Here is a 24,631-nt window from a genome sequence, read left to right as displayed (position 1 = left end):
CAACTCAGGCGTGGCCGCGCCGTGTTCAGCGCGAGTGACTTCTCTGCATGCTCGGCCCGTAGTCCGACCGGTAGCTGGCTTCCGCCTGACGCGGAGCCCTTCATCGTGGAGCCCTTCGCAGCCTCGTATGCCGAGGCGGGGCTCGGCGCGAGGAGTGGACTCGCCAGCGTTGACGCGCCGATCAGGCCGGACACCCCGAGGAGCCGCCGCCGAGGCCATCGTGTGGGTGACGCGTCGTCCGGCGTGTGCGGCTTATCTGGTGAACCTGACTCAGCGGCAGGGTTGTCCGGCACGAGCACCTCCATGCTGCTCTTAAACGTTTCAGAGCGATCGGCGCCCAAGTCTGGCCACTTGAGGCGTTGCCAGCAAGGAGTCGGACACGACGAATTCAGGCACGGTCAGCACGTGCACCATTTTTCAACTCCGGCCATCCACAGCGGGGTTGACGCCGTGACGGTTGGCACCTAGGTTGCACTTCGCTGAAACGATCCACCAATCGTCGATCTGGGCTTCCACCGTCAGACCTGCCGTGTTGGTGAACCTCTTCGTTGCAGTCGGCCACCCTGCACGGGCCCACGGGAGGAATCCAGGCCGCAAGCGCCTGATTACCGCGTAATGAAGCAGGACGCGCGGCGGCCCGAAAGGACGCGGCACCTGCCTGGAGGACAAGGACGGATGCCCGGCACCCCGAACTCCCGGCTGGAAGCGCTGGGAGTTCGGGGTGCCGGTCACGGCGCCGGCCGGCGACCGTGTGCGCTGAAGGGCAGGTGACAATGTCGCGCCATCCGTGCCGATGGACCTCAGCCGAGTTCGGCCGCCAGGCGGTCCAGGCCCATCGGACCGAGGTCCAGCGCCTTGGTGTGCCAGCGTTTCAGGTCGAAGCCGGGCTTGCGGGCTGCCGAGGCGCGGGCGGCGAGCCAAGCGCGTTCGCCGAGCTTGTAGGAGCTTGCCTGGGCGGGCCAGCCGAAGTAGCGCAGGACCTCGGGGGTGAGCCGGTGCTCCGCGGTGCGGGCGCGGTCCCGTAGCACCGCACGGGCGGTGTCGAAGTCCCAGCGCGAGCCGTTCGGCAGGGGCAGGTCGAGGTGCACGCCGATGTCGATCACCACCCTGGCGGCGCGTCGTGCGGCACCGATCAGCATGCCGAGGCGGGAGCCGGGTTCGGTGAACCAGCCGAGTTCGTCGGCGAGGCGCTCGGCGTAGAGGCCCCAGCCCTCGGTGTAGCCGTCGACGGCGTTCAATCTGGTGAAGCGGGACACCCGGTCGCCTGCCAGTCGCATCGCGCCGATCTGCAGGTGGTGGCCGGGGATGCCTTCGTGGAACACCGCGGTCAACTCGTTCCAGACGCCGAAGCGTTGCCGCCCGGCCACCGGCCACCAGGTACTGCCGGCCCTGCTCAGGTCTTCGCTCGGTTCGGTGTAATACGGCGAACCGAAAGAGGCATCGCGGGCCAACTGCACTGCGAGGGTGCGCAGTTGTGGCGGGATGTCGAAGTGGGTGCCGTCGAGATCGTCCATGGTCTGCTCGTGCTTCGCGCGCAGCCACGCCAGATACGCGTCCTCGCCTTCGACGCAGCCGGTCGTGTCGAGGATGTCGATGGCTTCGTCGATGGTCGCGCCCGCCTTGATCCGGTTGGCTTCCGCGGCCATCTCGGCTTCGATCCTGGCCAGTTCCGCCCAGCCCCAGTGGTAGGCCTCCTCGGCGTCCAGGTCCATGCCGAGGCTGAGTCTGGCTTCCACCCGGTAGCGCTCGACGCCGACACCGTCCGCTTCGGCGGCCTTCGGCGTGTACTCCTCGCGCAGGTAGCGGGCCAGATCCTGGTAGCCCTGGTACGCGGCGGCGGCGGCCGAGGCCAGTTCGCCGGCCAGCGGGCCGTCGCCGTGCTCGTCGATCAGGTGGTCGTGCGCGCCGACGTAGCCCTCCGCCTGGTCGGCCATCGCGAGGACCTGACGGCGGGCTGCTGCCATGTCACGGTGGAGGCCGAGGGCGAGGCTCTGCCGCAGGCCGGTCAGCATCGCGGGGACCGCGGCGAGCCGGGCGGCAAGGTAACGCCAGTCGGATTCGTCCTTGCGAGGCAGCAACTCCAAACTCACGCGCAGCTTGTTCACCAGGCCGAACGGCACCCGGACCATGCGCAGGGGTTCGCCGATCTCGTGCCAGGCGCGCTGAGCGTCGAGGCGTTCGCGCAGGTGCTCTGCGGCCAGCCGGTCGTCCGGCGACTGCGGGGTCAGCTCGGCAAGGCGTGCGAGAGTCGCGGTGATCAGCTCGTGGCGGGCGGCGTGGCCGTCCGGGCTGAAGTCGGTCGCCGGTTCGCCCGACTCGGGCAGGCTCACGCCGAGGAACCCGGCGTCAACCGGGTCGAGCTCGGCGGCCCGACGCACGTACTCGTCGCAAAGGTCGAAGATCTGCGTCATTCCGAGAGGCTATGGGGCCGCCCTCGACTGCCGGTCGACTCGGGGCGGCCGTACGAGGGGATTGAGGTTCGCGTCCCCGGCGACCTGCTTCTTCACCGCGGATGGACGGCTCCGATGCCCGGATTCCGGTCGACCTCACCGTGCCCCCGGGTCCTCAGGCCCAGGACAGGACGGTCGGCTGATGCACCGTCACCCGCCCGCCCACAGCGAGACTTTCGCAACGGGCGCAGGCGCCGAGGGGCCTCAGTCGCTCGTTCCGACACCCCTGTCGGGTGCGCTCATGTCGCCCGTGGCGGGAGTGCCGTCGGCCAGTCCGTAGCGCAGGAATACGGTGCCCTTGGGGCTGGCTGCCGGGGGTGCGAGGAGCCTGATGTTGGTGGGTACCGCGCCGTCCTCGAACACCTTCTTCCCTACGCCGAGCACGATCGGGTGCAGCCAGAGATCGAGGCGGTCGAAGAGCTTCTCGCGCAGGAGGCTCTGCACGAGGTTCAGGCTGCCGACGACCTTCACGTGCTCGTGCCGGTCGCGGATCTCTCGCACCGCGTCGGCCAGGTCGGGGCCGAGCTGCGTGGACCCGGCCCACGGGAGGTCGGGCTTGCCGCGAGAGGCCACGTACTTGGGGACGCTGTTGAACAGCGTGGCGATCTCGTTGTCCTCGCCGCCCTTCTGGTGGGGCCAGTAGGCAGCGAAGATGTCGTACGTCCGCCGCCCGAGCAGCAGGGCGTCCGTGCCTTCGTACGCGGCACCGATCTGAGCGCCGGCGACCTCGTCGATCAGGGGTGCCTGCCACCCGCCGAACGGGAAGCCCGTCGGATCCTCCTCGGGCCCTCCGGGAGCCTGACCGACGAGATCGAGGGTCGCGAACATCTCGATGTGGATCAGGCCCATGGCTTACTCCCGATGAGTTGGTTGTCTCCGTCCATAGATAGACCCGCGGACGCCCGCAGACTCATCGCCGCGCCGGTGTCCGGCTTGCCCCGGCCGATCGGCACGGCCTGAGCCCGCCTCCTGGCAGTCGTTCCGCCGGGCCCTGCCGACCGAGTTCGGGAGGGCGTACCTTGTCAGATCGTTGACCACATCGAGCAGAGGCGGCTGGTAGCACGTCCCACCACCGTGGTCATGACCGAGTTCGGTGGTGGCGCCGCCAGGGAGGCAACCGCCATGTCACACCTCGACAGCCAGATTCCCTACTGGGATGCTGCCGCGGCCACGAAGACGTTCACACACCCGCTCCACCTGCCATGGCTCGACGGGATCGACCGGCACGCCGCGATTCTCGACTACGGATGCGGCTACGGCCGCACCCTGCAAGACCTCGAACAGCAGGGCTTCGACAACCTCACGGGCGTGGACACCTCACCGGGAATGATCGAACGGGCGCGCCTCCTTCATCCCACCATGCGCTTCACAGTGCTGGACGCGCCGCCGCTCTCGCCGTACCCAGATGCGGCCTTCGACGCGGCCGTGCTGTTCGCCGTGCTGACCTGTATCCCTGGCGAAGGCGCGCAGCACCGATTGATCGCTGAGCTCATGCGGGTTCTCAAGCCTGGCGGGACCTTGTACGTCAGTGACTTTCTGTTGCAGGAGGACGAGCGCAATCGCCGTCGCTACGACCGGTGTGCCGCCCGCTATGACAATTACGGCGTCTTCGAAACCGACGACGGCGCGGTCTTCCGCCACCATCCCCGCTCGTGGTTCGACTCCCTGCTGTCCGGGTTCGAAGGCCTCGCCACCCGGGACATCACGGTGAACACCATGAGCGGCCATGAGTCGACGGGGATCCAGATCCTCGCCCGTAAGCCCGGGCCGGCGTCAGCTGAGCCGCTGTCCGGCCGGAGCTCGCTCTCCTGACGCGCTCGTGGGGCGGGGTGCGGCTCAGCCGTTTTCTACGGTCTCAGTTGGCATCTCGCCGTCGGGCCCGGCAGGCGCCGCGCCGTATCGGTCACACCTTCACCTCGACGAACGGCAGCCCGAGCAGGTCCGCGACCGCCCGCAGATCCTTGGACCGGTGACCGACGCACAGCGCCCAGTGGTGGCCGATGCCCGACGCGCTCCACTCATCGGTCCATTCGCCGGGATCGCAGCCGAAGTCGACGCGGGAGGTGGTGTTGCCGATCTGCAGCAGCGGGCCGGGGACCACCTCGCCCTCGGAGGCGATGACGGTGTACGTGCCGTTCTCGTCCTGGCCGAGGCCGAACGTGGTGACCGGCCCGTGCTGCACGTCGAACTCCACGCTGACGCCCCAGCCGCGCTTCCCGTGGTACACGCCGAGGCCCCGCAGCAGGGGGTCCGTGCTGCTGATGGCGAGGTGGGCGGGGCCGTCGTGGCCCATCTCCACGACGTTGTCGTCGAAGTTCAGTGCTTGCAGTTCGGTGAAGGATCCGCCCGCTCCGATGCGGTCGGCGATCAGCATGGCCAGACTGGTGCGCAGCTCGTACTCGCCGGCCGCGGGGATCCCGCGCGCCGTGAGCAGCGATGCGCCGAGGATCATGCCCGCGCCGAGCCGCTCGTGCAGTTCTCCCTCAAGTCCGCGGTGGTAGTAGGCGAGAGAATCGAGGGCGAAATCGTCGACCAGGCGGTCCAGGCCGACCGACACCTGTGCGCCCCAGCGCAGGTCCTCGTCGACGACGGACTCGTCGAAGGTGAACACCTTGCGGGCCACGGCCACCCGCTCGTCGACCTCCCGCTCCGTCACCTTCGCGACCCGCACCCGCAGGTCGTCCACCTCGAGGACCTCCACGTGTGACCCGAACTGGGCGGAGACCAGTGTGAGGTCGGTGGACACGTCGAGCATGCCCGGATAGAGGTGCCCCATCAGGCCGTGTCGGGCGTGGCGCATGGCAGCGCGCACGTCGGCCGCGCGGATCCATCGCTCGATGCGCGTCCACGCGTTCTCGTCGTGCAGGTGGCCCGACACGGACCGGAAGGGGATCCGCGCGCGGCGGAAGACATTGGCGATCTCCGGGAGCGGGCACTGACCGCAGTAGGCGAGCCACTTGCCCGTGTCGAAGGCCGAGTGGTCCATGGCGGCGGTCGGCTGTAGATCGATGACCAGCACCGGGGCCTGGCTGCGCTGCGCCACCGGCAGGATCATCGAGGAGATCAGATAGGTCGTCAGGAACGTGACGATGAGGTCGCAGTCGGCCTGACGCAGCCGGTCCGCCGCCCGCGCGGCCTCCGGCGGATCGGAGATGAAGCCGACGTCGACGACCTCGCATCCCATACCGGTGATCCGCGCGGAGACCTCGCGGGCCGACTCCTGGAGCTGTTCCAGGAGCCCGGGAAACTGATCCCAGTAGGCGCCAAGCCCTCCGGCGACAAGGCCGATCCTCGTCATACGAGGGTGCACGCGGGACAGCCCCGCTGCGTCGAGCACATTGAGATCCGTGGGCACGTGCGGCTCCTTCGTGTGACTGCGAACGAGTCTTTAAAACGTTTTAAGACCGTCGTCGGGGAACCGTAGGACGCGGGTGAGGAGTCGTCAAGAGGCCTTCTATGCCCTCGTCCGCTCTCAGAATCATTCGCCGCAGATTGCGCAACGGCTAGACGAGGACAATGAGCGGCTTCGAGAACGACTCGCCTCCTTGCGCCTGGAGCACCGAGAGCTCAAGGGCCGCCTCGCCACCTTCGCCAGGGTGATCCACGTCCTGGAAGTCGAGAATGCCCAGTTGCGGCAAGCACAGCCGGGCGGCGTCGTCCGGGCCCTCGCCCAGAGCCTGTGAACAAACCCCCGTCTGCGCAGCGGGGTTCCAGCACGCACGCTCGCGGCGTTACCGAAAAGCCCCCGGGACGGCCGGCTTGGTTTGCGGTCCGGGATCGTGGTTGCCGACCAGATCACTCCGTGATGGGCAGGCACTCGGCGAGCAGGTCGAGGACGTCCCGCCAAGCTCGCCGCGCGTGCTGCGGGTGGTAGCCGACCCCGGGGCGCACGGTGTGGTCGACCGATGGGTGATGGAAGGCGTGCAAGGCGCCGCCGTAGACCACGAGGCGCCAGTCGACGCCCGCAGCCTGCATCTCGGCGGTGAACGCGTCCCGTTGCGCGGGCGGCATGATCGGGTCTTCCGACCCGACCCCGGCCCACACCGGGCAGTGAATGCGCGCCGTCTCGCCCGGTCGGCCCGTGGTCAGTGCGTTGACTGTCGCGATCGCGCGCAGGTCGACGCCGTCGCGCCCGAGTTCCAGCGCGATGGCGCCCCCGGTGCCGTAGCCGACGGCGGCGATCCGGCCGAGATCGGCCCGCGGCTCGGCGCGGAGCACGTCCAGCGCCGCGTGGCCGATGCCTCGCATCCGGTCGGGGTCGGCGAGCAGCGGCATGCAACGGGCCAGCATCTCCTCAGGATCGCCCAAATAACGCCCGCCGTGGAGATCGAAGGCCAGCGCCACGTACCCCAGCTCGGCAAGTGCATCGGCCCGGCGGCGCTCGACGTCGCTGAGCCCCACCCCCTCGGGCCCGACCAGGACCACGGGCCGGCGGTCGACACCGGCCGGGAGCGCGAGATGCCCGATCATCGTCAGGCCGTCGGCCGCGTATTCGACCGTGCGCGTTGTAACCGTCTTCATGAGCCTGGACTGTAGTGAGCGTCGAGTCCGGTCGGGATGGTGTTCTGCCGCCGGCAGAAGGCAGGTCTCCGGCGTGTTCCGGAACCACCCCGTCCGCGTCAGAACCAGGCGACACGAACCCTCGCCCAACACGCTGGGGCTGGACACGGAAGGTGAACAGACGGATCAGCAGGAACGCAGACGATGCCACGCCGCGCCGAGCCACGACCGACCAGGCACGCTCACCTCTACGACTGCAACTGCAACGCGGCTACGGCTACGGCAACGGCTACGGCTACGGCTACGGCTACGGCTACGGCTACGGCTACGGCTACGGCTACGGCTACGGCTACGGCTACGGCTACGGCACGATCACGTCCGCGACCGGCCCTGTGCGCACCGCTCGGCTGGAGGAACGGATCACCAGCTCGGGCTGGAACACTACGTTGGCCCGCTCGGCCTGGGGGTCGGCCACCTGCTGCAGGAGCAGCTCGGCGGCCCGTCTGCCGATGGCGCGGGCCGGCTGCCGCACGGTGGTGAGAGCGACTCCGGCGGTCTCGGCGAAGTCGATGTCGTCGTAGCCGACGATCGTCAGCTCCTCCGGCACGGACACGCCGCGCCGTGTGGCGGCGTTCACGGCCCCGATGGCGAGCAGGTCGTTGGCGCAGAACAGCGCCTGCGGGCGGCGGTCGGCCGGGCGGTCGAGGAGTTCGTTGAGCGCGCGCGCACCGGCCCGGATGGTCATCTCGTCGAGGTGGACGGCCTCGATGTCGTGGCCGCGGAAGGTCGACCGCAGTCCGTGCAGCCGGTCGGTGACCTGCCGCAACGCAGGGGGACCGCCGATGTAGGTGACGCGTCCGTGACCGGCCGCCGTGAGGAGTTCACCGACCAGCGCGCCGCCGCGCACGTCGTCCACGGCCACCGAGGCGAACCCCGGCCCGGTCGGCACGCGGTCGACGAACACGACCGGTGGCCGGCTGCGCTGGGCGGCCAGGAGCTGGGCCGCGGCCGTCTCCTGGATCGGTGACAGCAGGATGCCCAGCACTCTCTGCTGGCCTAGATGGCGCAGGTGGGCGGTCTCCCGCTCGGGGTCGCCCGCGCTGTTGCAGACGATGACCGCGGCGTCGTGCTCGACGGCCACGTCCTCGGCGCCGGCGATGAGCTCGGCGAAGAAGGGGTTGGCGATGTCCAGGACGACCACGGCGAACGTACGGCTGTGCCCTGCGCGCAACTGCCGGGCGGGCTCGTTGCGGACGAATCCGAGGTCGGCGATGGCGGTCTCGACGCGGGCCCTCAGTTCGGGACTGACCCGGTCAGGATGGTTGAGCACATTGCTGACCGTGCCCAGGGACACGCCGGCGAGCCGCGCCACATCCTTGATATTGGCCATGCTCTCCTCCGGTCCCGCCGACCGGCCCACCCTACCGGCAGGTTGCGCCGCGTCTCAGGGCGCGGCCCGTACGGAGCGGTCCTCCTCGGTGAGAGGTGTCGAGAGGATCTCGCCGTAGCGTTCGGCCTCGATCTCCTCCAGTGTCCTGCCTTGGGTGCGGGGCGCCCAGATCGCGCCGATGACGAGCGCGAGAACCAGGAGGCCGATCATGACGAGGCCGACGGCCGGCACGCCCTGCTCGTCGAGCATGGTCGGGAAGTAGTAGCTGAGCAGGCCGATCGCCACGCGTGCGGCGAAGAAGAGCACGCCCTGGGCGCCCGCCCTGTACTGCGTGGCGAACAGTTCGCTGGTCCACACCGCGTAGAAGGCCTGCGCCCCGATGCCGGCCGAGACACCCCAGCAGACGGCGAACAGGAGCAGCACGGGCAGGGTGGCGTGGACGAAGACCAGGAGCACCCAGGCGACGACGGCGAGCGCGGCGCCGATGGTGTAGAGCAGGCGGCGGTTGATCCTGTCGCCGTACTTCATGAAGCCGAAGTAGGTGGAGAGCACGGTGACCGTCCACATCAGTACCTGGAGCAGGTTCTGCTGGGCGGCGCTCTCCACGCCGGAGGACTCGTAGACCCGCGGCATGAAGATGCCCATCTGGCCCGCGACCACGCCCCAGAATCCGTAGATGCCGAAGAGGAACAGCAGCGCCCGCACGTTGGGCCGGCGCGAGAAGAGCTCCCGCAGGCCGTCGCGGGGTCCGGCGCTCGACTTCTCCTTGCTGGCCTTCCACAGGGTGGATTCACTCAGGCCCTGGCGTATGTACCAGACCACGAAGGCGACCACGAAGAGGTGGAGGAAGATGAGGCGGCTGCCCAGCAGTCCCAGCGGGCCGGTGAGCACGACCGCGAGCAGGAAGCCGACCACCGGGCCCATGGACCAGGCGAGTTGTGCCGCGCCGACGCGCTTCGCGCGCTGCTCCGGCGGTGCCTCCTCGGCGATGTACGTCCATGAGGCGGGGACTCCCGCCCCGACCGCGAGGCCGGTGACGAGGAAGCCGGCCAGCAGCATCCCGTAGCTGACGGCGCCCGCCGCGAGCAGCACCCCGAGCATGTAGAGGAGCAGGTCGTACGTGTAGATGAACTTGCGGCCGTAACGGTCGCAGAGGGGTCCGCCGACGACGGCTCCGATCGCCGCGCCGAACGCGTTGGCACTGAGCGCGGCCAGCAGGCCCACCGCGAAGTCGTCCACGCCGAATCGGTCCTGCCACAGGGAGAGGCTGGTGGCGATCGCGATGATCGACCCCGCCTCGATGTAGTTGGACATGGCGACCGACACGGTCGCCTTCCAACCTCGTGTGTCCTTGCTCCCGATGCGCATCGTTGCTGCCCTCTCGGCCATGGTCGAGCGAAGGTGGATCGGCCCGGCGGGTGCGGTCCGCCGGACGGTGTGAGTCGGTGGTTGCGGGTGGTCTCGCGGTGCGGGCGCGAGGTCTCCGGTGCGGCAGGCAGGCCCGTGCCACCGGCGGCTGGTCCACCGCCGGGCAGAGCTGTGCCCCAGGGTGTCCGGTGCCGCCGGGCCTATGCGGTCCGCTCGGCCCGTAACGCGGGGAGGCCGCGTCGGCGCGCGAGTTCCGGAACGGAGTGTCCCGCCCGTGCGGGGCGCCGTGAACGCACGCACACGTCACCTTTCACGGCTGCCTCCTTGCGGTGCACGTCATCACCCTCCGGGGGTGAAGCGTTTCAAATGTGCGACCCGGGGACGCTGTCACGCCCTCCACGGAAAAGCAAGGGGTTGTTCCGGAACGGCACTTGCCACGACGGCGCGCCCCTCGGGTGGGGCACCGTCATGGAGCACTCTCGCGCACGACCATCGTGGGCGTCAGGATGCGGGCCAGGTGCTGGTGGCCACCCCCCGACTCCACTTCGTCGAGCAGGAGTTCCACGGCGGTTCGCCCCAGTTCCTCCACCGGCTGGCGGACGGTGGAGAGTGGAACCGTGGAGAAGGCCGCAACATCCAGGTCGCCGAAGCCGACGACGCGGACGTCCTCGGGTACCCGTACTCCCTTCACCACCAGCCCGCGGACGAGACCGGCGGCCAGGAAGTCGTTGGCGCAGAACACCGCGTCGGGCAGGCGGGGCCCGGTGACGAGGGTGTGGGCCGCCGCTCTGCCCGCGGCCACCGTCATCTCGTCCACCGCGATGTGCGTCAGCTCGACCGAGGGGTGTCGTCCGGCGGCGATCTCGGCGCCTGTGGCCCGGTCGGCGCACTGCTGGATGTCCGGATCGCCGTTCACGACCACGATCGACATCGCATCCGTCGAGGTGGCGGGCCTGCCGGCGATGAGGTGCTCAACGGCCTCCGCACCGCCCTGCACGTCGTCGACACTGACCGAGCAACCGTCCCCGTCGGGGTCCGCGCGGTCCGCGGTCACCAACGGCAGCCCACGTCGGCGCAGTCGGGCGAGCCGCGTGCGATCGGCGCCGAGGGGCACCACGACCGCGCCGACGGCGCGCTGGTCGGCCAGCATGTCGAAGTAGCCGCGCTCCCGTTCCGCGTCGTCGCCGCTGTGGCACAGCGTCAGGGCGTAGCCGCGCTCGTACGCGGCGTCGGCGGCGCCCGCCGCGATCCGCGCATAGAAGGAATTCACCACGTCCGGCAGCACCAGGCCCACGGCCGAGCCACGGCCGCTGCGCAGGTTGGAGGCACCCGAGTGCGGCACGTAGTCGAGTGCGGCGACCGCGGCCATGACGCGTTCGGTGGTGGCCGCGGTGACCCGTTCGGGCCGGTTGAGCACGTTGGACACCGTGGCGACGGAGACTCCCGCGGCCGCGGCGACTTCTTGGATACGGGCCGTTCGCCGCGCTCGGTCCTTCATGCCTGCGTCTCGTCGCCTCCTCGTTGCGGCGGCCCACTTTAATGCTTCGTCCGTCGGTGTCGCCGAGGCGAGCGAGTGAACCTCTTGGCGCGAACAGAGGGGCTGTTCGACGCGTGCGGAAGGGCTCCTCGTCGCGCGCGAAGTGGCTTCTCTTCGTCGGCAGTTGACAGCGACGTAACCGTTGACGGCCCTCGCAGGTAACCCCTAGGGTGCCGTGAAACGTTTCATGGCGTTCCGTGAACTGCCCCTGCGTCCCGCCTCGTTCGACCGTTGCCGACACCGAAGGCACACGGTCCGGCCGACGGACGCGACCAGGACCGCCCGCCTTCCACCCCCCACCTCCGTGGAGCAACGTTGAACGACAGACCGAACGTCGAGATCGTGACGACCCACGACGCTCCGCTGCCCTCGCGCCGTGCGGTGCTCGCTCTGGCCGGGGCCGCCGGGCTGGCCGCGGGCCTCTCCCTCACCGGCGCCGACCGCGCGGCCGCCGCGTCGCCCGAGGACGGGTTCGACTCCGGCCGTTTCGCCGATCCCCGTGCCGACAGCATGCCGACCGTCCTGTGGTTCTGGAACGGGGCCGTCACCCCTGATCTGGTCCGTGAACAGCTCGCCGACCTACGGGACAAGGGCGTTCACGAAGTGCTGGTCTTCCCTTTCCAGACCGAGGCGCTCGAACCGGCCTTCTTCACCGAGGACTGGTTCTCCGTCATCGAGTTCACCCTGCGCGAGGCCCAGCGCCACGCCATGCATCTGTGGCTCTTCAACGACGACTACTTCCCCAGCGGCCGTGCGGCCGGGCTGGTCGTCGGCGGCGGAACGGTGGGCGGACGCACGCTGCCGCCACGGCCCGAGCACGGGCTCAAGGGGGTGGGACACACCTATGCCGACGTGTCCGGCGGCACCACCGTGCCCCTCGTCGCGGCCGCCCTGTCGGTCGACGACGGGCGCCTCCTGGTGGACGCCGGCCTGCACGACGGCGTGGTGCTGCTGCGCGACGGTTCCCGGTGGACCGACTACACGGTCCACGCCACCGTCCGGCCGGAGCGCTCCACCGCCGGACTCATGCTGCGCTGTACGGACGAGGCCAACGGGCTGCTGGTCGAGCTGCGCACCGACGGTGGGGTTGACGTGTGGCGACAGCGCGACGGGCGGTTCGAGAACCTGCGCCGCGGCGATGCGGTCGACGGATTCGACGCGTCGCACGACCACGAGCTGACCGTCGCCCTCGACACCGACCACATGAAGGTGTCGCTCGACGGGACCGCGCTGCCCTCGGTCGCGGACCTGGACGCCACCGACGGGCGCATCGGTGTCCGCGCCACCGCTGACCAACGCTCCTCATGGGCCGCCCTGTCGGTGTCCGATCCCCAGGGCAAGGATCTGTATCGCCAGGACTTCGGGACACAGGCCGCCCTGGACGACTTCGACCTGCCGGATCCCCCGGCCCTCGCCGCGGCCGCGGCATGGCCTCAAGGGGCCTCCAGCACCGACGAGTTGGTCGATCTCACCTCGCAGGCCCGGGCCGGCAAGAGCTGGACGGCGCCGTCCGGTCAGTGGCGCCTGGCCCTGTTCCCGGTACGCGAACTGGCCCAAGCGAGCGGCGAGGCCCACAACTATCTCGACCTGATGGACGACACAGCGGTCGACCTCTTCCTGGACACCGTGGCGGGAGAGTACGTCCGCCGCTTCCCCTGGGCCGTCGGCACCGTGCTGCGCGGCTTCGCCGACGACGAACCGTTCCTCGCGTCGTCCACCGGGCACGGGTTGAACGCGCTCCCCTGGTCACCGACGCTGGACGACGAACTCGCACGCCTGGGCACACGTCCCGGCGCCGCGCTCGCCGCCGCCCACACCGACGGCCTCGGCGCCTCCGGCGAACGCCTGCGCGGAGTGTTCTGGCGCGCGGTGTCCAACCGTTACGCGGACGCCTACTACCGGCGGCAGGGCGCATGGATGGCGGCGCGCAATCTGCGCTTCATCTCCAACCCGCTGTGGGACGAGTACGGCCCGGCGGAGCAACTGGGCAGTTCCGGCAACCTCCACACCACCGATCAGTGGGCCCAGGTCCCCGGGACCGACCTGATCTTCGATCACTACCAGCGCGGCTACCACCGCACCCTGTCCCGCTGGCCGGCCTCCGCCGCGCACCAACTGGGCAAGGAACGCGTCTACTTGGAGGCCATGGGCGGTACGGGATGGCCCGTCACACCCGCGCTCACTCGCGAGGTGATCGGTGCGTTCGCCGTGCGCGGTGTCAATCACACGTTGCTGCACGCCCGGTTCAGCAACGACAAGGACATCGTGTACCCGCCTCCGTTCCAGTCCGTGAACCCGTGGTGGGAGTTGTCCCGGCCGCTCAACGACTGGATCGGCCGTCTGATGGAGGCGTGCCGCGCTCCGGCGCGCCCCCGTACGGCACTGCTCCAGCCTCAGCGTGCGGTCGAGTGTGTCCAGGACACGGCGGACGCCGACCGGCTCGACGAGGACTTCGTCGCCGCCGTCCACGCTCTGGAGGACGCCCAGATCGACTTCGATCTGCTCGACGAAGGGGCCCTGGGGAACGACCCGGCGCTGCGCGCCACGGCCGAACCGAAGGGTGACGGGCTGGTCGTGGGGCGGCAGGAGTACCGGACCGTGGTCCTGCCCACCACACCCGTCCTGGCCTTGGCGACCGTGCGCACGCTGGAGCGATTCGTGCGCGGTGGCGGCGCCGTGGTCGCCGTCGGAGACCTCCCCGTCCGCGAGGCCGGCGGCAACGACGCCGACCTGGAAAGCGCCCTGCACCGCCTGTTCGCCGACGGCCGCGGCGCCCATCAGGCGGCCACCACGGCCGAGGCGGCGACAGCCGTGGTCGCCTCCGGCACAGCGGCGGCCACCGTCATCCCGCACACCTCCGACGTACGGGTGATGCGCCTGGCGCGCGGCCGCGACGCGGCGTTCGTCGTCACCAGCGAACGCGCGACGCCACTGGACCTGACCCTCACCCTGCCCGCGGCGGGGGTCCCGGAGGTCTGGGACCCCGACACCGGGCGCGTGACGGCGACCGTCCCGTGGCGTTCCGCTCCGTTCCCGGGGCAGAGCGGCGCCGGGACCGCCGTCGACCTGCGGATCGAGGCGAAGGCGACGCTCGTCGTGGTGGTACGCGCGTCCGGCCGCGCTCCCCTGCACGTGACGTCGGCCTCCGCGCAGGTCCTCGCCGTGCGGGCCTCCGGACAGGGCGCGGTGGCCACCGTCCGCGCGGACAAGGCGGGCACGATCGAGGTGAGCGCGGCGCACGGATCGCGACGCTTCAAGGGGAGCGCAGAGGCGGCCGGTTCGCTCGATCCCCTCCCTCTCGACGGCCCCTGGACGTTCCGTTTCGACCGGGACGGGTCCGCCGAGCAGTCCCGCGAGCTCGGCGACTGGACCGCACTGGATCCCCGGTACTCGGGATCCGCCTCCTACGAGAAGACGGTGGAGCTGAAGCCGGACACCCTGTCCGGGCGGGTGTGGGCCCTGGATCTCGGTGACGTGCGGGACGTCGCCGAGATCACGGTCAACGGCACCCCGGTGGGCCCACGTTTGTGGGCGCCCTACCGGGCGGACGTGACGGAGCTCCTGCGGCCCGGCAGCAACGACATCCGCGTCCGTGTGACGAACACCGGCGCCAATGAACGGGGCGAGACCGTGCCGTCGGGGCTGATCGGACCGGTGCGTCTGTACCCGTCCCGCTCCGTGGAGGTGCGTCTGTCCGCTGTGTGACCGGCCGTCACAGGCGCGGCTCGCACCACATGTCGCGCGGCACCCGTCGAGGACAGGCAGCCGCGGCACGCGCGTCCGGTCCGGCGAGAGCCGCGCCGGACCGGACGCTCCCTTCCTTCCTGCCCTGCCCTGCGAAAGGTCCTCACCGTGTTCCGACGCAGCCGTCCCACTCCTCGTCTGCGCGCCCTCACTCTGTCGTGCGCCACCACGCTGCTGGCCATGGGGCTCATCACCGGAGCCCCGTCCGCCTCTGCCCAAGGCGCCCTCGCCGTCCGCAGCACCACCGCCGACGGCCGCCCCGACCCGCTCGCCGTCGAGGCTCCCCGCCCACTGCTCAGCTGGAAACTCGCCGCCCACCAACGCGACACGGTGCAGGAGGCGTATCAGATACGTGTGGCCACGTCCTCCGGCGCACTGGCCGACGACCGTGCCGACATCTGGGACAGCGGCAGGCAGCGCTCCGCCGAGTCCGTCGGTGTTCCGTACGGAGGTCCACAGCTCGAGCCGGGAGCACGCTACTACTGGCAGGTCCGCGTCTGGGACGCGCAGGGCCGTCCGTCCGCCTGGAGTTCGCCCTCCCACTGGGAGACGGCGCTGCGCACGAGCGGCGACTGGAAAGGGGCACGATGGATCGGCCCCTCCAAGACCGACACGGGCTCACCGCTCTTGCGCAAGGACTTCTCCCTGGGCAAGAAGGTGGCCAGAGCCCGGGCCTACGTAGCAGGTCTCGGCTTCCACGAACTCCGCCTCAACGGCGCCAAGGTGGGCGACCACGAACTCGCCCCGGCGAACACCCCCTACGACCGCCGGGTGCTGTACGACACGTACGACGTGACCAGGACGCTGCGCGAGGGCGACAACACGGTCGGCCTGTGGCTCGGCCATGGCTACGGTGACAACTTCAGTCCGTACGGCTTCCGTTGGCGCGGCGGGCGGCAGGCCATGATGCTGCTCGACGTCACCTTCACGGACGGCAGTCGCCGCACTCTCACCACGGACTCGTCCTGGAAGTGGTCCGACAGCCCGATCACCGCGGACGATCTGTACGACGGCGAGTCCTACGACGCCCGCAAGGAGCAGCAGGGCTGGGACCGTCCCGGCTTCGACGAGGCGGGCTGGCAGCAGGTGGCGCCGGCCGACGCGCCCAAGGGCGAGCTCCACGCGAACACCATGCCGCCGGTCCGCGTCACGGACACCCTCACGCCGGTACGCGTGACCGAGCCCCGCCCGGGGACCCGCGTCTACGACTTCGGGCAGAACATCGCCGGCTGGCCGCGGCTACGCGCGAAGGGCGCGGCAGGGACGCACATCGTCATGCGCACCGCCGAGGAGCTCAAGGCCGACGGCACGCTGGACACCGCAACGAACCGGGAAGCCGCGGCGACCGACACCTTCACCCTCGCGGGCACGGGTGGCGAGGAGACGTACGAACCGCGCTTCACCTACCACGGCTTCCGGTATCTCGAGGTCAGCGGCTCCACCACCGAACCGGAACCGGGGGACGTACGGGCTCGCGTGGTGCACGCGGACGTGCCCTCGACCGGATCGTTCGACTCCTCGAGCGATGTGCTCGACGGTATCTGGCGGAACAACCGCTGGAGCATCCTCAACAACTCCATGAGCACGCCCACGGACACACCCGTTCGTGACGAGCGCACACCGCCGGCCATGGACGTGCAGGCCTATCGGGACGCGGCGACGCGCGAGTTCGGCATGGACGGCTTCTACGCGAAGTATCTGCAGGACATGCCTCCGGGCACGGCACTGCCCTCGGACGATGTGAAGGCCCAGTACCCGGACATGGCGGGGGGCCAGGTCTCCCTGGCGTGGACGTTGTACGAGCAGTACCAGGACCGCGACGCGCTCGCGGCCGCCTATCCGGACATGAAGCGGTTCGTGGACCGCAATGCCGCCGAGGCGCCCGGGCTGATCTGGCCCGACGACAAGGGCTTCGGCGACTGGTGCCCGCCCGATCACGGGCCGGAGGCCAACGACGGCATGGGCAGTCCGACGGCGGGTGACTGCACCAGCGAGGTGTCGCTCGTCAACACGGCACTGTCGTATCAGCAGGCGCAAGCGGTGGCGAAGGCCGCGGCAGCCCTCGGACACGACGAGGACGCCAGGCGATTCGCCGTCCTGGCCGGCCGGATCAAGGACGCCTTCAATGACCACTTCCTCAACGACGCCGGGGACACGTACGGCAGCGGACGTCAGGTGACCAGCATCCTGCCCCTGGCCCTCGGACTGGTTCCCGCGGACCGGGCGGACGCCGTCGGCGACCAGTTCGTGCGCACCGTCGTCGAGCACGACGACAGCCACTTGGACACCGGCATCTTCGGCACGCGCTACCTCGTCGACGCCCTGGCCCGCATCGGCCGCACCGACCTGGCCATCACCATGCTGCAGCAGCGCACCTACCCCGGATTCGGGTTCCAGCTCTCGCACGGGGCCACCACCACGTGGGAGCAGTGGCTCTACAGCTCCTCGATGGAGACGCACGACCACGCCATGTTCGCCGGCGTCAACACGTCCCTCTACACCGTCCTCGCAGGTATCCGTCCCACCTCCCCCGGCTACCGGACCATCGCCGTCGCCCCCGCCGTGCCCGATGCGCTGGACCACGTGACGGCGTCGCAGGAGACGGTGCGCGGGCGTGTCAGCAGCAGCTGGCGCAGGATTCACGGCGCGCTGCGGCTGACCGTCACCATCCCGCCGAACAGCCGGGCCGTGGTCACCGTGCCGCGCAAGAACGGCAAGGAACGCGTCCAGGCCCCGTCCGAGGCCCGGCAGACGCACAGCGCCGAGCGTTCCGTCACGTACCGCGTCGGGTCCGGGACTTGGACGTTCGTCGCAGGGTGACAGCCATTCCGGCCATCGTGAGTTAGGAGATGCAGCCCAGGAGGAGCGGGCCGGGTCCGCCGCGGCGCCCACGGATCGAACTCCGCGGTGCGGTGGGGCCGGTCGGTCCGTGACGATAACGTTGCCAACGGCGTGACGTGCGTCACTGCCGTGGGCAAAAGCGCCTGCTGAGGTGTGCGCATGCGTACTCTCCGAAGATCCCTGATCGTCATCGCCGTCCTGGCCGCCATATTCGTCGGCGTCGACCGGCTCGCCGTCCATCTCGCCGAAGGACAGGCCGTGGACAAACTTCGCGCCTCGAACGGGTTCGGCGAGTCCACCCAGGTCTCCATCAAGGGCTTCCCGTTCCTCACGCAGGCCGTGGCTGGGGACCTGGACGAACTCGACGCGAGCGTGGACCATTACGAGTCGGCCATGCCGGGCGGCGCGACCGGCCGCGTGGAGAACCTCGAACTCCATCTCAACGGGGTCGAGTTCACCAACGGATACTCCAGCGCCGTCGCGCGCACGGCGACGGGAACCGCACTGGTCCCCTACGCCGAACTGCTCCACGCCGCACCGGCACAGGACAACGGGGTGCGCATCGCCGGCCTCTCGGACGGCGGCAAGGGCCGGATCAAGGTCGAGCTCGAGACTCCCGACGGAGGCACGTCCTCGATCTACAGCACGGTTTCCGTCAAGGACGACACCTTGCGCCTGCACGCGGAGACATCGCCCTCCACCACCACCGGACTGTCAGAGGACGAACTCCGCAAGGCCACCGACATCCAGCAGTCCATCACCCGGCTGCCCGGCGGCATCCGGCTCACGGCCGCCGAACCGCGCACCGACGGCCTACGGCTCACCGTGGGCGGCTCACACGTCCCCCTCACCTGACACACTCGCGCCACCCTCAACGCGCGGATGAGCGGCCTCTGCCCCCGACCCAACGGGGGCTGTTGGGCACCGAGTTACGGACGATAACCTCTGATGTACGCAACAGCTACATGGAACGGAGCGTTGAATGAGCAGCCCCGAGGCCCGGATTGACACCTCCAAGGCGCACTCCGCGCGGGTGTACGACTACATCCTCGGGGGCAAGGATCACTACCTCGTCGACGCCGAGGCGGGCGACGCGATGTGCCGGCACTGGCCTGCCCTGCCGGTGCACATGCGTGAGAACCGACGGTTCATGCATCGCGCGGGACACTACCTCGCCAAGGAACAGGGCATCCGGCAGTTCCTCGACATCGGCACGGGCCTGCCGACGGCTCCCAACCTCCACGAGATCGTGCAGGACGTGGCGCCGGAGTCGCGCGTGGTGTACGTCGACAACGACCCCATCGTCCTGGCCCACGCACGCGCCCTGCTGCAGAGTTCCCCTGAAGGCGCGACCACTTATGTGGACGCCGACATGAACGATCCGGAAGCGATCCTGGGCAGCGCCGAGTTCCGCCAACTCCTGGATCTGGAACAGCCGGTGGGCCTCATGCTCATCGGCATCCTGCACTTCATCATGCCGCCGGAGGACCGCCGCCTGGTGCAGCGGCTCCTCGAGCCGCTGCCCTCGGGAAGCTTCCTGGCCATGACCATCGGAACCGGCGATTTCGCCCCCGAAGAGGTCGGGCGGGTGGCCCGCGAGTACGCGCAGCAGGGGATGCCCATGGAACTGCGGGACCTGGACGTCGCCACCTCGTTCTTCGACGGCATGGAACTCGTGGAGCCCGGTGTCACGCAGGTCCACAAGTGGCGCCCCGGCGCCGAGCAGCAGGGCATCGACGACCGGACCATCGCCATGTACGGAGCCGTGGCCCGCAAGGTGTGACGCGGGAGCAGGGCCGCCCTCTCATGTACGGGGCGGCCGTGCTCGGAGCGTGAACGTGCGCGCTGAAGACGTCTGACCGGGCGTCTGGCCCGGAGGTTTGCGTTCGGTCCCAGGTCAGGTTCCGCGCCAGTTCAGGACGGCTTCGCCGGTGAGGCGGCGGGCCATGCTCCCGCGGTCGCGAGCCGAGATCGACGCCGGCCCGGCGCAGCGCTGCACACCCGAAAGTTGGGGGTCCAACTCCGGCTGACGTGAACCGCGTTCACTTTCAAGCCGCTTTCGCACAACCCTTCGTGCGCCTCACACGTCACACAGCCCGGAAAGCTACCCCCTCATTCTCGATTTCCGGGAGAACCGCCGTGCGTGTACGAACCCTGGGTGCCACCGCGACCGTTGCGGCACTCACCGCCGCCGGGCTGACCCTGCCCCTCGCCGGAACCGCAGCCGCCGCGACCCCGCTGCACGCCGACTTCAACGGGGACGGCTTCACCGACCTCGCGGTCGGCGTGCCCTCGGCGACCGTGAACGGCAAGGCGAAGGCCGGTTACGTCAATGTGGTCTGGGGCGGCGTCAACGGGCTCGGCCCGGACGGCTCCACCGGCATCATCAGCCAGTCCTACCGCGCCGTGCCCGGCACCCCGGAGGCCGGGGACCGCTTCGGTTCCGCGGTGGCCTCGGGCGACCTCGACGGGGACGGCATATCCGACCTCGTCATCGGCGCCAGCGGCGAGGCCCTCACCGATGCGGGCCACGGCCACGAAGGCAGCGTCACCGTGCTGTACGGCTCCCCGAGAGGCTTCGGCAACCACGACAGCGTCGGCTTCACCGCCGCCAAGGGCGAGGGCGAGTTCACCCAGCTCGGCGACCGCATCTCCGTGGGCGACTACGACCACGACGGCGACCAGGACCTCGCGCTCGGCGCGGCCGACGAGGAGAGCGGCTCGCTGCGGCTGCGGCCCGGCCCGCTCGCCCCCGGTACGCCCACCACGACCGAGGTCATCGAGCGGTACAGCATGGGCGGCCGCACCCGCGACCTCGCGACCGGCGACTTCGACGGGGACGGCAAGGACGACCTCGCGGTGACGTACAAGGAGTTGGAGGGATCGGGCACCTTCATCCTGCGCTGGGACGCCGCGGGCCAGCCCGCCCGGTACTGGAACAGCTGGGACTACGGCCAGTCGCTGGCCGCCGCGGACTTCGACCGGGACGGCAAGGACGACCTGGCCATCGGATACGACCAGCCCAACCCCGAGTCCGAACAGGCACCGCTCTGCGCGGACGAGCGGGCCGGCGGCGCGGTCGCTGTCGTGTACGGCAAGGGCGCGTTCGGGTCCGCGCACGACTGCTTCACCCAGGACAGCCCCGACGTCGCCGGGGCCTCCGAGGCAGGCGACTGGTTCGGCTTCTCGGTCGCCGCGGGCGACGTGAACGACGACGACCTCCCGGAGCTCGTGGTCGGCGTGCCCGGTGAGGACGTCGGCACCGTCAAGGACGCGGGCGCCTATGTCGTCCTGCGCGGCACCACCACTGGTCTGTCCAGCGGTGTCGCGCGCAACCAGAACACCCCCGACATGCCCGGCACCGCGGAGGCCGGCGACCAGTTCGGCGCGCAGGTGACCACCGGCCGGTACAACCCCGACCAGCTGGGCGACGTCGCCGCGAGCGCCCCTACGGAGAACGCGGGTGAGGCCCGCTCGGGGGGTGTCTGGTACGCGCAGACCACGGAGACCGCCTATCCTCTCGGGCGCTCGCTGACGCCGTACGGGCTCGCGCTGTCCACCGGCACGAAGTACGGCGAGGCCCTCGGCAAGTAGGCACCGGTGCCCGGGCGCACGTCCTCCGGGCACCGCCCCCCGTGCGTGCGCCTCACCACATCTCGAGCATGGGTTCTGAGGCTGCCCGGGGGGCGGGCCGTCTACTCAGTGGGCGAAGCCCCAGTCGAGCATCTTGGTGGCGTCGTCGAAGACCTCTTGGTCGGACCCGATGATCGCGCCGACCAGGGTGCGGTTGTCCCGCTCGGCGGCGAAGACGAGGGAGTAGCCGGCCTCCGTGCCGCTGCCGGTCTTGATGCCCAGAGCGCCGTCGTAGCTGCCCAGCAGCTCATTGGTGTTGTTCCAGGTGTAGTACCTGGTGTGGCCGTTGGCCGCCGGGGCCTCGGTCTTGAACTGCTTGTTCTTCACGACGTCGGCGAACACCGGCTGCAGCATCGCGCGTTGGCCGAGCTTGGCGAGATCGCGGGCGGTGCTGTGGTTGTTGCCGTGCGAGATGCCGTCGAAGGAGTCGAAGTGCGTGCCGCTCAGGTTCAGCTGCTGCGCTTCGGCGTTCATCTGGGCCTCGAAGTCGGCGATCCGGGCGTCCATGGTGTCCCCGGAGCCGAAGTTGTCGGCCAGGGCCATGGCGGCGTCTCCTCCGGACGGGATCAGCATGGCGTGGAGCAACTGCCTGACGGTCAGCTTGTCGCCGGTCTGGAGGTCGGCCGTACTGGCGCCGTTCTCCGACACGTAGTCCCGGTACTCCTGTTGCACCGTGATCTGCCGGTCCAGCCACTCCGGGTGCTTGAGCACCACCAAGGCGGTCATGATCTTGGTGGTGCTGGCCATCGACACGCTCTCGTCGGCCTTGGCTCCGGCCCACAACTCGCGTTCCTGGCTGCCGTCTCGGGCGTCCAGGAGGAAGGCGTGGTCGGCGTTGATGTCGGGGTCGGCCTGGTCCCTGGTGTCCAGCGCCCCCTGTCTCTGGTCCGCGGGGTGGGTGGCCGCGCCGCTCTGGCCGTCGTCGTCGGCGGAGTGTGTGGCACTGGGGGTGGCCGCCTCGGCGAGGCCACCGGCGGTGATCGGCAGGACGGCCCCGACGAGCGCGACGGTCGCGATCCGGGCCCCGGTGCGGTGCAGCCGGTTGGGGCGGGCGTGGGAACCCATAGGCATACCTTTCTCCCAGCGCGGGCACGCCGGCCGGTAACGGAAACTCGGTGCATAGCGAACCTACTTCCGCGATGGCAGCCGATGTCAAGATCGCCATGTCATGGCCGGGTAACAGGACCGGCCGGCATGAAGATGCCGTGCAGACAACGGGTGGTTTCTCTGTGGCGACTTGCGCGCTGCGGCCATCCGGCCTCGCTGGAGCGGTCGGCCTGCCAGGTCAACCGAGGGGTTGCGACCGCCGGCGGGGATCGACTGCGATGTCACGCCGTTCCGGCCGGGGTTCGGGCCACCGTGGATTCCGTAGCGGCCTCAGATGATCAGGACCCGACGCCCGCGCGTGTGACCGGCCTGGCTGTCGATGTGCGCCGCCGCGGCCTCGGCGAGTGCGTACGACTTCTCGACAGGGATGTGCAATTTCCCCTGCGCGATGAGGTCGACGGCCTCGGCGAGCGCATCCGACACGCTTCCGGCCGCACCCGAGAACCTGACACCGAACTCCGGCGCGTCCAGATCAGCGATGGACAGCACCGTCCGCGGGTCCCCGGTCAGCCCGACGAGCTCGCGCACCACGCCCGAGCCCGCCAGATCGAGGGCCGCGTCGACCTGGCCGAGCTGTCGCACGCGCTCGACCCAGCCCTCGCCGTACGTCGTCGCGAGGGCGCCCAGGCTCCGTACGTAGTCCTGATTCGCGGCCCCGGCGGTGCCGATCACCGTGATGCCGCGGGCGCGGGCGATCTGCAGCACCGCTGACCCCACTCCCCCGGACGCACCGCTGACCAGCAGCGTCTCCCCGCTCCGCACACCGACCTCACGCAGAACACGAAGCGCCGTCTCGACCACCGAGGGGTACCCGGCAGCCTCTTCGAACGTCAGCCCCTCAGGCATACGGGCCCAGGCCGACAGCACGGCCAACTCGGCGTAGGTGCTGACCCCTTCGCCGAACACGCGGTCCCCGACCTCGAACCCTTCGACGCCCGCGCCGATCTCGTCGACCACTCCGGCGGCGTCCAGCCCGACGCCGGCGGGCAGTTCGATCGGATGGGCCCCCAGGACCTGGCCTTCCCGGAGCCTCCAGTCGACGGGGTTCACACCCGCCGCCCGCACGGCGATACGAACCTGGCCGGGGCCCGCATGGGGCTCCTCGGCGTCTATGAGATGCAGAACGTCGGGACCGCCGAACTCGGCGAAGCTCACCTTCTTCATGCGGCGGACCGTAGCACTAACAGTTAGTGTTTTGGAACTGTTACGAATTTGCACCTGATAGTGTCAGCGCATGACCGTGCCGCCCGGACGCCGGGAACGCAAGAAGGCCGCGACGCGCCAGAAGATCGCCGACACCGCACTGCGACTCTTCCTGGAGCGTGGGTACGACGCGGTGGGCATCCGCGAAGTAGCCGCCGAGGCCGACGTCGCCGTCACCACGCTCTTCTCCCACTTCGCCTCCAAAGAAGCCCTGGTGTTCGAGCAGGACGAGGACTTCGAGCAACGTCTCGTCCGGGCCGTCACCGACCGGTCGACGCACGAGTCGCTCATCCCCGCACTGCGCAGCGAGATCCATGCCCTGGTGCGGCACTGCACGGCGGACGGCGCAGTGCCGATCTGGCGCATGATCGACGCGTCACCCGCCTTGCGGAGGTACGACGAGTCGATGAGGCTCCGCCACGCGGAGGCACTCGCAGCGGCCATCGCCGCGGATCCGGACCTGTCACGAACCCCGCTCGCGAGCCGGACGGTCGCGAGGTTCGCCATCGACGCCTATTCACTGGCCCGCGAGGCGGCCGATCCGCAGGCCGCGGTGGACGAGATCTTCCGGATGATCGAGGCGGCCTGGGAGGCCATCTCCCCTTCACGGCAGGCGTGAGCGACCGACTCCGAGCGGCAGCCCGGAAGCCGGTCGGTAGCGAGGAGCCGTGTGCCCGACGTGCGAGCCGGCTCGGTCCACCACCCTCCCACTCTGGTCCAGACCTATTTTGGTCCAGACCATTGACCCGGCCCGGACCGGCCGTGCACTATCAGCCACGACCGGTGAGCACCGCGGCGAGAACCGCTCGCTCACCAGCTGCAACTCCTTGACCTACCTGTGCACTTGACGTACCGGAA

17 protein-coding genes are annotated in these 24,631 nt (G+C 69.9%); 8 read left to right on the top strand and 9 right to left on the bottom strand.

Annotated elements, in window-relative coordinates:
• Window positions 1-800 precede the first annotated feature (800 nt).
• Window positions 801-2,411 (bottom strand): DUF885 domain-containing protein, encoded by a 1,611-nt coding sequence (locus ACQUQD_RS40885; protein WP_428957305.1) that lies wholly within the window; start codon window positions 2,409-2,411, stop codon window positions 801-803.
• A gap of 243 nt (window positions 2,412-2,654) precedes the next feature.
• Window positions 2,655-3,299 (bottom strand): dihydrofolate reductase family protein, encoded by a 645-nt coding sequence (locus ACQUQD_RS40880; RefSeq protein WP_428957304.1) that lies wholly within the window; start codon window positions 3,297-3,299, stop codon window positions 2,655-2,657.
• Between the two features lie 231 nt (window positions 3,300-3,530).
• On the opposite strand from ACQUQD_RS40880, the gene ACQUQD_RS40875 reads away from it, so the two are divergent.
• Complete coding sequence (locus ACQUQD_RS40875) at window positions 3,531-4,262, top strand: class I SAM-dependent methyltransferase (RefSeq protein ID WP_428957303.1); 732 nt, start codon at window positions 3,531-3,533, stop codon at window positions 4,260-4,262.
• A gap of 91 nt (window positions 4,263-4,353) precedes the next feature.
• On the opposite strand, the gene ACQUQD_RS40870 is transcribed toward ACQUQD_RS40875, so the two are convergent.
• Window positions 4,354-5,748 carry an arabinose isomerase gene (locus ACQUQD_RS40870; RefSeq protein ID WP_428957782.1) on the bottom strand — a complete coding sequence of 465 codons (1,395 nt, stop codon included), beginning with the start codon at window positions 5,746-5,748 and terminating at the stop codon, window positions 4,354-4,356.
• A gap of 247 nt (window positions 5,749-5,995) precedes the next feature.
• Between ACQUQD_RS40870 and ACQUQD_RS40865 the strand changes: the two genes are divergently transcribed.
• Complete coding sequence (locus ACQUQD_RS40865; protein WP_428957302.1) at window positions 5,996-6,133, top strand: hypothetical protein; 138 nt, start codon at window positions 5,996-5,998, stop codon at window positions 6,131-6,133.
• 112 nt (window positions 6,134-6,245) lie between these two features.
• On the opposite strand, the gene ACQUQD_RS40860 is transcribed toward ACQUQD_RS40865, so the two are convergent.
• The 4 genes from ACQUQD_RS40860 to ACQUQD_RS40845 all read right to left on the bottom strand — a co-directional run bounded on the left by ACQUQD_RS40860 (window position 6,246) and on the right by ACQUQD_RS40845 (window position 11,206).
• Window positions 6,246-6,971 (bottom strand): dienelactone hydrolase family protein, encoded by a 726-nt coding sequence (locus tag ACQUQD_RS40860; RefSeq protein ID WP_428957301.1) that lies wholly within the window; start codon window positions 6,969-6,971, stop codon window positions 6,246-6,248.
• A gap of 340 nt (window positions 6,972-7,311) precedes the next feature.
• Window positions 7,312-8,340, bottom strand: a complete 1,029-nt coding sequence (locus ACQUQD_RS40855) for a LacI family DNA-binding transcriptional regulator (RefSeq protein WP_428957300.1) — start codon at window positions 8,338-8,340, stop codon at window positions 7,312-7,314.
• A 54-nt stretch (window positions 8,341-8,394) separates the two neighbouring features.
• Complete coding sequence (locus ACQUQD_RS40850; RefSeq protein WP_428957299.1) at window positions 8,395-9,729, bottom strand: MFS transporter; 1,335 nt, start codon at window positions 9,727-9,729, stop codon at window positions 8,395-8,397.
• 445 nt (window positions 9,730-10,174) lie between these two features.
• Entirely contained in the window at window positions 10,175-11,206 is a 1,032-nt protein-coding gene (locus ACQUQD_RS40845; RefSeq protein ID WP_428957298.1) for a LacI family DNA-binding transcriptional regulator, read from the bottom strand.
• 354 nt (window positions 11,207-11,560) lie between these two features.
• On the opposite strand from ACQUQD_RS40845, the gene ACQUQD_RS40840 reads away from it, so the two are divergent.
• The 5 genes from ACQUQD_RS40840 (at window position 11,561) to ACQUQD_RS40820 (ending at window position 21,424) form a co-directional block, all read left to right on the top strand.
• Window positions 11,561-14,950, top strand: coding sequence for a glycosylhydrolase-like jelly roll fold domain-containing protein (locus ACQUQD_RS40840; RefSeq protein WP_428957297.1), 3,390 nt, complete (start codon window positions 11,561-11,563; stop codon window positions 14,948-14,950).
• Window positions 14,951-15,097: 147 nt separating this feature from the next.
• Window positions 15,098-17,809, top strand: coding sequence for a family 78 glycoside hydrolase catalytic domain (locus tag ACQUQD_RS40835; protein ID WP_428957296.1), 2,712 nt, complete (start codon window positions 15,098-15,100; stop codon window positions 17,807-17,809).
• A 180-nt stretch (window positions 17,810-17,989) separates the two neighbouring features.
• On the top strand, window positions 17,990-18,685 hold the full coding sequence (locus ACQUQD_RS40830; RefSeq protein WP_428957295.1) for an LmeA family phospholipid-binding protein: 696 nt from the start codon (window positions 17,990-17,992) through the stop codon (window positions 18,683-18,685).
• 127 nt (window positions 18,686-18,812) lie between these two features.
• A complete protein-coding gene (locus ACQUQD_RS40825; protein WP_428957294.1) occupies window positions 18,813-19,613 on the top strand; it encodes an SAM-dependent methyltransferase in 801 nt (266 codons plus the stop codon).
• A gap of 356 nt (window positions 19,614-19,969) precedes the next feature.
• Window positions 19,970-21,424, top strand: coding sequence for an FG-GAP-like repeat-containing protein (locus ACQUQD_RS40820; protein WP_428957293.1), 1,455 nt, complete (start codon window positions 19,970-19,972; stop codon window positions 21,422-21,424).
• 105 nt (window positions 21,425-21,529) lie between these two features.
• Here ACQUQD_RS40820 and ACQUQD_RS40815 read toward each other — a convergent pair whose 3' ends face one another.
• Together ACQUQD_RS40815 and ACQUQD_RS40810 are read right to left on the bottom strand one after the other, a co-directional pair.
• Entirely contained in the window at window positions 21,530-22,528 is a 999-nt protein-coding gene (locus tag ACQUQD_RS40815; RefSeq protein ID WP_428957781.1) for a D-alanyl-D-alanine carboxypeptidase family protein, read from the bottom strand.
• 312 nt (window positions 22,529-22,840) lie between these two features.
• Window positions 22,841-23,734, bottom strand: a complete 894-nt coding sequence (locus tag ACQUQD_RS40810) for an NADP-dependent oxidoreductase (RefSeq protein WP_428957292.1) — start codon at window positions 23,732-23,734, stop codon at window positions 22,841-22,843.
• Between the two features lie 70 nt (window positions 23,735-23,804).
• Between ACQUQD_RS40810 and ACQUQD_RS40805 the strand changes: the two genes are divergently transcribed.
• Complete coding sequence (locus ACQUQD_RS40805) at window positions 23,805-24,392, top strand: TetR/AcrR family transcriptional regulator (protein ID WP_428957291.1); 588 nt, start codon at window positions 23,805-23,807, stop codon at window positions 24,390-24,392.
• Window positions 24,393-24,631: the final 239 nt, after the last annotated feature.

It is taken from the genome of Streptomyces sp. cg35, from assembly GCF_050410835.1.
GTDB lineage: Bacteria > Actinomycetota > Actinomycetes > Streptomycetales > Streptomycetaceae > Streptomyces.
This window is presented reverse-complemented; position numbering and strand designations above follow the sequence as displayed.

Excerpts from the sequence above, each read along its gene's own strand:
- ACQUQD_RS40845 (WP_428957298.1), bottom strand. The coding sequence starts at position 11,206 with ATGAAGGACCGAGCGCGGCGAACGGCCCGTATCCAAGAAGTCGCCGCG.
- ACQUQD_RS40850 (WP_428957299.1), bottom strand. The coding sequence starts at position 9,729 with ATGGCCGAGAGGGCAGCAACGATGCGCATCGGGAGCAAGGACACACGA.
- ACQUQD_RS40880 (WP_428957304.1), bottom strand. The coding sequence starts at position 3,299 with ATGGGCCTGATCCACATCGAGATGTTCGCGACCCTCGATCTCGTCGGT.
- ACQUQD_RS40825 (WP_428957294.1), top strand. The coding sequence starts at position 18,813 with ATGAGCAGCCCCGAGGCCCGGATTGACACCTCCAAGGCGCACTCCGCG.
- ACQUQD_RS40805 (WP_428957291.1), top strand. The coding sequence starts at position 23,805 with ATGACCGTGCCGCCCGGACGCCGGGAACGCAAGAAGGCCGCGACGCGC.
- ACQUQD_RS40860 (WP_428957301.1), bottom strand. The coding sequence starts at position 6,971 with ATGAAGACGGTTACAACGCGCACGGTCGAATACGCGGCCGACGGCCTG.
- ACQUQD_RS40810 (WP_428957292.1), bottom strand. The coding sequence starts at position 23,734 with ATGAAGAAGGTGAGCTTCGCCGAGTTCGGCGGTCCCGACGTTCTGCAT.
- ACQUQD_RS40875 (WP_428957303.1), top strand. The coding sequence starts at position 3,531 with ATGACCGAGTTCGGTGGTGGCGCCGCCAGGGAGGCAACCGCCATGTCA.
- ACQUQD_RS40830 (WP_428957295.1), top strand. The coding sequence starts at position 17,990 with ATGCGTACTCTCCGAAGATCCCTGATCGTCATCGCCGTCCTGGCCGCC.
- ACQUQD_RS40870 (WP_428957782.1), bottom strand. The coding sequence starts at position 5,748 with ATGACGAGGATCGGCCTTGTCGCCGGAGGGCTTGGCGCCTACTGGGAT.
- ACQUQD_RS40885 (WP_428957305.1), bottom strand. The coding sequence starts at position 2,411 with ATGACGCAGATCTTCGACCTTTGCGACGAGTACGTGCGTCGGGCCGCC.
- ACQUQD_RS40815 (WP_428957781.1), bottom strand. The coding sequence starts at position 22,528 with ATGGGTTCCCACGCCCGCCCCAACCGGCTGCACCGCACCGGGGCCCGG.
- ACQUQD_RS40855 (WP_428957300.1), bottom strand. The coding sequence starts at position 8,340 with ATGGCCAATATCAAGGATGTGGCGCGGCTCGCCGGCGTGTCCCTGGGC.